Source organism: Streptomyces sp. TM32, from assembly GCF_004122755.1.
Lineage (GTDB): Bacteria > Actinomycetota > Actinomycetes > Streptomycetales > Streptomycetaceae > Streptomyces > Streptomyces sioyaensis.
Genome location: NZ_SDIG01000245.1, coordinates 1 through 7,132 on the forward strand (window position 1 = coordinate 1; position 7,132 = coordinate 7,132).

A 7,132-nucleotide genomic window follows, 5' to 3' on the forward strand; every position below is an offset into this window, starting at 1 on the left:
GCCGGCACCGGCCTGAACCTGACCCGCGCGGCCTGCGAGGGCCGACCGGGCCGGGACCCCGCGCGACGGGGGCTCGGCCGGGGCGGGCCGCTCCCCGGGGACGCCGGCGGAGACCGCCGCTGAGTCCTGTTCGGTGTCGGCGGCCTGCGGCTCTCCCCCGGTTCCGGGCCCGCGGCGGTACGGGGCCGGCCGGTCGGCGGCGGGGGTGTGGTCGCGGGCTTCACGGGCGGTGAGGGCGGCGTTGCGGCGGGAGAGTGCGTCGAGGAGTTCGCGTTCGCCGCGGCCGCGCATCAGCAGCAGCACGAACGGGTCGGCGTCCAGGAGCCGGGCCACCTGGAAGCAGAGCGCCGCGGCGTGTTTGCAGGGACGGCCGTGGTCGGGGCACGAGCACCGGGGGACGAGGTCGCCCGGTCCCGGAAGGAGGCGTACCTCGCCCTCGGCCAGTGCGGGCGGAAGCTCCTTGGCCAGTAGGGCGGTGAGCCGGCCGGGCTCCGCGGCGATGGCGTCCAGGAGGGCGTCCCACTCCTGGTCGGTGAGCGTCCGGAGGCGGATTTCGGCGCTGTAGGGCCGGGGTCGGCTGCCGCGGACGGTGGCGACGATGCGACCGGGGGTGACGTTGATGGTGTCGACATGGCCGTCGCGGGCGTAGGTGCGGCCGCGGGCGAGCCGGGCGCTGTCGAAGGCGGTGGTCTCCAGGGCGTCCAGCCAGGCGCTGCCCCACCAGGATTCGGCGAACAGCCCCCGGGCGCCGGTACGGACCGGCAGGGGCGGAAAGGTGCGTGAGCGGTCCGCGCGGGCCAGCCGGTCCGCTGCGGCGGCGCGCCCGGAGGCGGGGCGTGGGTTCATCCGGGCCTCCGGAGGGAGACGAGGTCGGCGAGGTCGGCGTCGGACAGTTCGGTCAGCGCGCTCTCGCCGCCGGTCAGCACCGCGTCGGCGAGCGCCCGTTTGGCGCCGAGAAGTTGCGCGATGTTGTCCTCGACCGTGCCTTCGGCGATCAGGCGGTGGACCTGGACGGGCTGGGTCTGGCCGATGCGGTACGCCCGGTCGGTGGCCTGCTCCTCCACCGCCGGATTCCACCAGCGGTCGTAGTGGATCACATGGCCCGCGCGGGTCAGGTTCAGGCCGGTGCCGGCTGCCTTCAGCGACAGCAGGAAGACCGGGACGTGTCCCGACTGGAAGCGGTCGACCATCGCCTCCCGTTCGGCGACCGGGGTGCCGCCGTGCAGCAGTTGTACCGGGATGCCGCGCCGGGTCAGATGTGCGTCCAGCAGCCGTGCCATGCCCACGTACTGGGTGAAGATCAAGGTGGCACCGCCCTCGGCGAGGATGGTGTCAAGGAGTTCGTCGAGGAGTTCGAGCTTCCCGGAGCGGGCGGCGACGCCGGGTGCGGCCTCCTTGAGGTACTGCGCGGGGTGGTTGCAGATCTGCTTGAGGGCGGTCAGCAGCTTCATGACCAGGCCGCGGCGGGCGATGCCCTCGGCGTTCTCGATCCGGGAGAGGGTCTCGCGGACGACGGCCTGATACAGCGCGGCCTGTTCGCGCCCCAGCGCCACCGGGTGGTCCGTCTCGGTCTTGGGCGGCAGTTCGGGAGCGATGCCGGGGTCGGACTTCTTACGGCGCAGGATGAACGGGCGCACCAGCCGGGCCAGCCGCTCGGCCGCCGCCGGGTCCTCGCCGCCCTCGACCTCACGGGCGTGCAGCGCACGGAAGGTCTTGAGGGGGCCGAGGAGCCCGGGGGTCGTCCAGTCGAGGAGGGCCCACAGCTCCGAGAGGTTGTTCTCCACAGGGGTGCCGGTGAGGGCGATCCGGGCGGGTGCCTTGATGCTGCGCAGCGCCTTGGCCGTCGAGGAGCGCGGATTCTTCACATGCTGGGCCTCGTCGGCGACGACCCATGCCCACGGCCGGCCGGCCAGTTGGGGCGCGCTGCTGCGCATCGTCCCGTAGGTCGTCAGCACGAAGCCGCCGTCCAGACCGTCGAGGCTGCGACCGGGGCCGTGGAAGCGGCGTACGGCGGTGCCGGGCGCGAAGCGTTCGATCTCGCGCTGCCAATTGCCCAGGAGGGAGGCCGGGCAGACCACGAGCACCGGTGCACCGGGCCGCCGGTGCAGATGGAGCGCGATGACGGTGACGGTCTTGCCCAGGCCCATGTCGTCGGCGAGGCACCCGCCCAGGCCGAGGGAGGTCATGGTGTCGAGCCAGGCCATGCCCCGTAGTTGGTAGTCGCGGAGGGTGGCGCACAGTCCGGGCGGCTGGGGCAGGGGGCGCGCGTCGGTGGTGAGGCGGCTGCGCAGCGCGGCGAGTGCGCCCTGGGGCACCACATCGACCTCCTCGCCGTCCACCTCCGTGCTGCCGTGGAGCGTCGCGGCGAGGGCGTCGACCGGCTCCAGGTAGCCCAGTTCGCGCTTACGGGCCTTGCGTACGAGCCCGGGATCCACCAGGACCCACTGGTCACGCAACCGGACGACAGGGCGGTGCGCCTCGGCGAGGGCGTCCATTTCCGCCTCGGTCAGCGCCACCCCGTCCAGCGCCACCTGCCAGCGGAATTGCAGCAGTTCGCGGGTGTCGAAGAAGCCGAAGCCGTCCGCGGCCGAGCCGGGTGCCGGGCGCAGCACGGCCGCCGCGGTCAGGCCGCGGGCCAGTTCCCTTGGCCAGTGGACCGTCACTCCCGCGGCGCCCAGGCGCGGCGCGGCCTCGCCCAGCAGCTCGTACAACTCGTCCTCGCCGAGCGGCAGTACGTCGGGCACCGGCCGCTCCAGGAGACGGGCGAGCGGGCCCCAGACACGGGCGGCGCGGCGCAGTGCGAGGAGGGTGTCGACGCGGGAGCGCGCCCCGAAGTGCTCGGGCCCTTCGCCCTCCCACAGGTCCCGGGCGTCGGCGACCAGGGTGGGGTCGGTCAGGCTGTGCACCTGTAGGACGGCGGCGGCCGCACTGCGCTCTTCGGTGTCGCCCGCCCCGTTCTCCTCCTGCCGGTCGAAGAGCCGGTGCGGGGAGAGGTCGAGGCGCAGCGAGAGCCGCACCCCCGCGTCGACGCCTGCCGCGACCTCGGCGGCCCATTCCCGGGCCCCGGGCAGGTGTTGGGGTGTCACCGCGGCATACGGGGCGCCGGCCACCAGTGCGGCGGCGGGGGTGCGCGGCAGGGCATCGACGACCGCGTCCACATAGCGCCGCACCAGCGCCGCGGGGTCGTGCAGTTGGAGCGGGCGGCTGCCGGGGAGGGGTACGGGGAAGGCCTCGGCGGGCATGGCGGCGGCGATGGCCCGGAGGTGCGCGATGTCGTCGGGGTCGAGCGGGCCGGCGCGCCAGGCGTCGGTGTCGTCGGCGGTCAGCCCGGGGAGCATCCTGCCGCGCGCGGCGAGGTGCAGCGCATGGAGGGTGGCCGCTCCCCAGCAGGCGGCGGCCGGGTGGGCGTCCGGGGCGTGCCGGGCACGGATCAGCAGCGGGACGGCCTCGGCCAGCGGGAGCAGCACGGCGGGGACCGTACGGCTGCGGGCGCCGTTTCCGTGGCGGCGTGCGACGGTCAGCTGCCCCGGCTCGGCGGCCCCGTCCTCCCCCGGCGCCTCGCTTCCTGTGGTGAGGCCGTCCGGGAGCGGGCCGCCCTCCGGCCGCCAGAGCGCGACCTTCCCGGCGCGCGGCGGCTGGGCGGGCAGGAACACCGCGGCGCAGCGGACCGCGGCGGCACCGATCCCGCCGTCCTCCCCCGCGCCCCCGGATCCGGCCGCGGACGAGCCGTCCGGCGGCCGGGTCTCCCCTGCCGCCGCGTCCCACCGCCTCGTCATGCCATTCCTTACGCTCGGCCGTCCCGCGCCGGCTACGGCGCTCCCCGAGCCTGCCGCGCCCGCCCTGTTGCTGCGTCCCCGACCTGCGAGTCTACGGTCGTACGCCGGGTGCCTTCCGCTGCCCGAGGCGTGGAACTCGTGGAGGAGCTCCCCGGTCGACTCACCGAAGTCGCGCACGTCAGGCAATTCGTGCGGGCGAAGGAGTCAGTCAGGCAGTCGTGAATCTGGGGCGGGGCGGGCTTGGTTACCGGCCACGTCCGGTGACGCGGACGGCACTGACCACGCGTGCTGGCCGCGCACCCGCGCACCGGCCGGCCGGAGTTATCCACAGGCCACACACCGCGTCTCGTTCTCCGCCGGGAATCCGCTACCGTCAGTGGCGTAATCACTCTCAGTGATAGATCGGCGTCGTTGCGCATACCGGCGAGGAGCCCTCATGAACACCCCTGTGACCACGCACGTGAACACCTCCACGAAGTCCCCCACTCAGCCGCCCACCCTCGAACAGTCTGCCGCGGCGGAGGCCTTTCCGACCGGCGCGCATCTGGTGATCCAGGCCGGCGCCGGGACAGGAAAGACCACCACCCTCGCCATGCTCGCCCGCACCGCGCGGCGCCAGGGCCGTTCGGGCCGGTACATCGCCTTCAACAGAGCGGTCGCGCGCCATGCCGCCCGGTCGTTCCCCTCCGGGGTGCCCTGCGGGACCGCCCACGCCCTCGCCTACACGGCCGTGGGCAGGAGGTTCCAGGCACGCATGAACGCCCCGCGGCAAGCGGGCTGGCGCACGGGCGCGGCCCTGGGCATCGACGACGGCATGACCGTGCGCATCGGATCCCGCACAGTCACGCACAGGGCGCTCTCACATACGGTGCTGCGCACCGTCACCCGCTTCTGCCAGTCGGCTGACACGGAGGTGGCGCCGCACCATGTCCCACCGCTGCGCGGAGCCGAATCCGAACCGCTGCACGCACACCTCGCCGAACTCGTCCTGCCCTATGCGCGCAAGGCCTGGGCCGATCTGCAGCATCCGGACCACGGCGTCGTCCGCTTCGAGCACGACCACTACCTCAAGATGTGGGCGCTGAGCGAGCCCGTCATCCCTGCGGACTTCCTTCTCCTGGACGAGGCACAGGACACCAACCCCGTGGTGGAGCAGGTCTTCACAGCCCCGCGCGACCACGCGCAACTGGTGATGGTCGGGGACTCCGCTCAAGCCATCTACGGCTGGCGCGGCGCGCGCGATGTCATGACCGGATTCGACGGGAGACAGCTCAGCCTCTCCCGCTCGTTCCGCTTCGGGCCGGCGCTCGCGGCCGAGGCCAACCGCTGGCTCACGATCGTCGGCGCACCGCTCCGACTCACCGGTGCGCCCGACCGGGAGACGGAAGTGCGCAGGGTCCACGCGCCGGACGCGATTCTGTGCCGGACGAATGTGGGGGCGATGGCGGAGGTGATACGGCAGCTGGCAGCGGACCGCCGGGTCGCACTGGCAGGCGGCGGTGGGGCGCTCAGCGCTCTTGCCCGTGCGGCGCACGACCTCGAGGCCGGACGGCGCACCGCCCACCCCGAGCTGATGCTCTTCGAGACCTGGGGCGAACTGCGCGAGTACGCGGAGTTCGACCCGGCCGGACGGGATCTGCTGCCGCTCGTGGAGCTGGTCGACGAACACGGCACTCCCACCCTGCTGCGTGCCCTCCGGCAGCTCTCACCCGAGGAGTCCGCCGAGGTGACCGTGTCCACCGCCCACCGGTCCAAGGGACGGGAGTGGGCGAGCGTACGCATCGCTGACGATTTCACCGGCCCCGATGATCTTGACGAGCGCGGGGAGGACGGAGCCCCGCTCCCAGGGCCGGTCGACATCGGCGAGGCACGGCTGGCGTACGTCGCGGTGACCCGCGCCCGCTCACTGCTCGACATCGGCGGGCTCTCCTGGATCAACGGCCATCCGGCGGGCGACCCACGCCCCACCAGCGGGAAACCCACGACGCAAACCGCGGAACGGCGAGAGCAAGCGACGAAAAGAGGTACCGGAGAGAGGTGACTCTCCAGTCGATCGGGAGGATCCTGGAGGAGGGAGATGGGTGCCGATGCGTACGGGAAATGAGCCCCTTCACGCACGCAGCCCACTGAAAATACGCTGTGGGCTGGCGCTGTGGGGGCTGCTGTGGGCGATCGCCGGAACCGTGGCCTTCATCAATGCCGGACGGCCGGAATGGGCAGCGGCATGTGCCGCCCTGGCCATGGTGGCGGCGACGGACCTGACCATGGTGATCCGCCACATCCGCCAGGGACCGCATTACCAGCCGGGCAAGGACATACCGCCCTACGCACCCGACCGGGGCCGGAACGACGCGTTCGGCATACGGAACGACGCCGGCCGCAGACGGAACACCGGACGGTAGATCGGAGACGGAACACCGACTGGAGAGGTACTGAGCGGTCGCACGGCGGTGGGCAGGCACAGGCAGAACAGACAGGCATACACGTGCAGGAAAAAGATGTCCGACTCCGGCTGTGACTGCGGTATCCCTGAAATGCACCCGTACGGAATCCAGCGGCACCGGAGGATCGGGAAATGCGGGTACGCGTCCGGACCGACGACTGTGCGGCGGGGCGGCACCGAAGATCACCGAAGATTGCTTGTGCTGCCACTGGTTGGACCAACGTGCGGTGAGGAGCAGTCCGCTCATCCCGAACCGTCTCGGTCCGGCTACTTCGTCTCGTCGTCCGGATCGCCGGGGTCGTGTTCGCCGTTACCCGTCTCGCGTGCGAAGCGGGCCGCCTCGATGAACTCCGGGCGCGGCTCCAGAGCAGCCGCCAGCCGGAAGTGGCGCAGGGCCTCCTCGGAACGATCGGCACGCTCCAGAGTGCGACCGAGCGCGAAATGCGCGAAGGCGTTGTCCGGCTCGCGTTCCAGCACGATCTGGAACTCGAGTTCCGCGGGCCGCAATTGAGCGGCAAGAAAGAAGGCGCGGGCGCGCAGCAGCCGGGCCGCGGTGTTCTCGGGATGCGCGGTGATGACCGAGTCCAGCAGCTGGATCGCACCGCGCGGGTCGCGGGCCGCCAACAGCTGCTCCGCGGCGCGGAAGTCGATCACGTGCGTCTCGGGGCTGCTTTCGGGCACGGCCTGCTCCTCTCCGTCGCCGTCGGGGCGTGCTTCAGCTACGGACCGTACGGCGCTACCTGGGGCACAACAATCCCCCCGGCCGCGGCATTCCCCGGCCGGCACAACCTCAACCGGCCCAACCCGCGGCGCGAAAGCCATAGGCGATCCGGGCGGAGGAGACCGGCTGAGGCGAAGTAGGTCGCAGAGAGGAGGGGAGGGACGAGACGAGAGCGCGGGGAGGGGAGGGGCG

General features: G+C 72.5%; 5 protein-coding genes. 2 read left to right on the plus strand and 3 right to left on the minus strand.

Features of this window, described 5'->3' with window-relative positions; all coding sequences use genetic code 11:
• On the minus strand, positions 1-846 hold an 846-nt coding region (locus tag EST92_RS30140; protein WP_254069146.1), incomplete at its 3' end, for an SWIM zinc finger family protein.
• On the minus strand, positions 843-3,776 hold the full coding sequence (locus EST92_RS30145; RefSeq protein WP_129283859.1) for a DEAD/DEAH box helicase: 2,934 nt from the start codon (positions 3,774-3,776) through the stop codon (positions 843-845). The genes EST92_RS30140 and EST92_RS30145, both read right to left, overlap by 4 nt.
• Before the next feature lie 436 nt (positions 3,777-4,212).
• Between EST92_RS30145 and EST92_RS30150 the strand changes: the two genes are divergently transcribed.
• Positions 4,213-5,817 carry a UvrD-helicase domain-containing protein gene (locus EST92_RS30150; RefSeq protein WP_129283860.1) on the plus strand — a complete coding sequence of 535 codons (1,605 nt, stop codon included), beginning with the start codon at positions 4,213-4,215 and terminating at the stop codon, positions 5,815-5,817.
• 46 nt (positions 5,818-5,863) lie between these two features.
• Positions 5,864-6,178, plus strand: coding sequence for a DUF6343 family protein (locus EST92_RS30155; protein ID WP_173909889.1), 315 nt, complete (start codon positions 5,864-5,866; stop codon positions 6,176-6,178).
• Positions 6,179-6,486: 308 nt separating this feature from the next.
• On the opposite strand, the gene EST92_RS30160 is transcribed toward EST92_RS30155, so the two are convergent.
• Positions 6,487-6,900: a tetratricopeptide repeat protein gene (locus tag EST92_RS30160; RefSeq protein ID WP_129283861.1), complete on the minus strand. Its 414-nt coding sequence runs from the start codon at positions 6,898-6,900 to the stop codon at positions 6,487-6,489.
• Positions 6,901-7,132 lie beyond the last annotated feature (232 nt).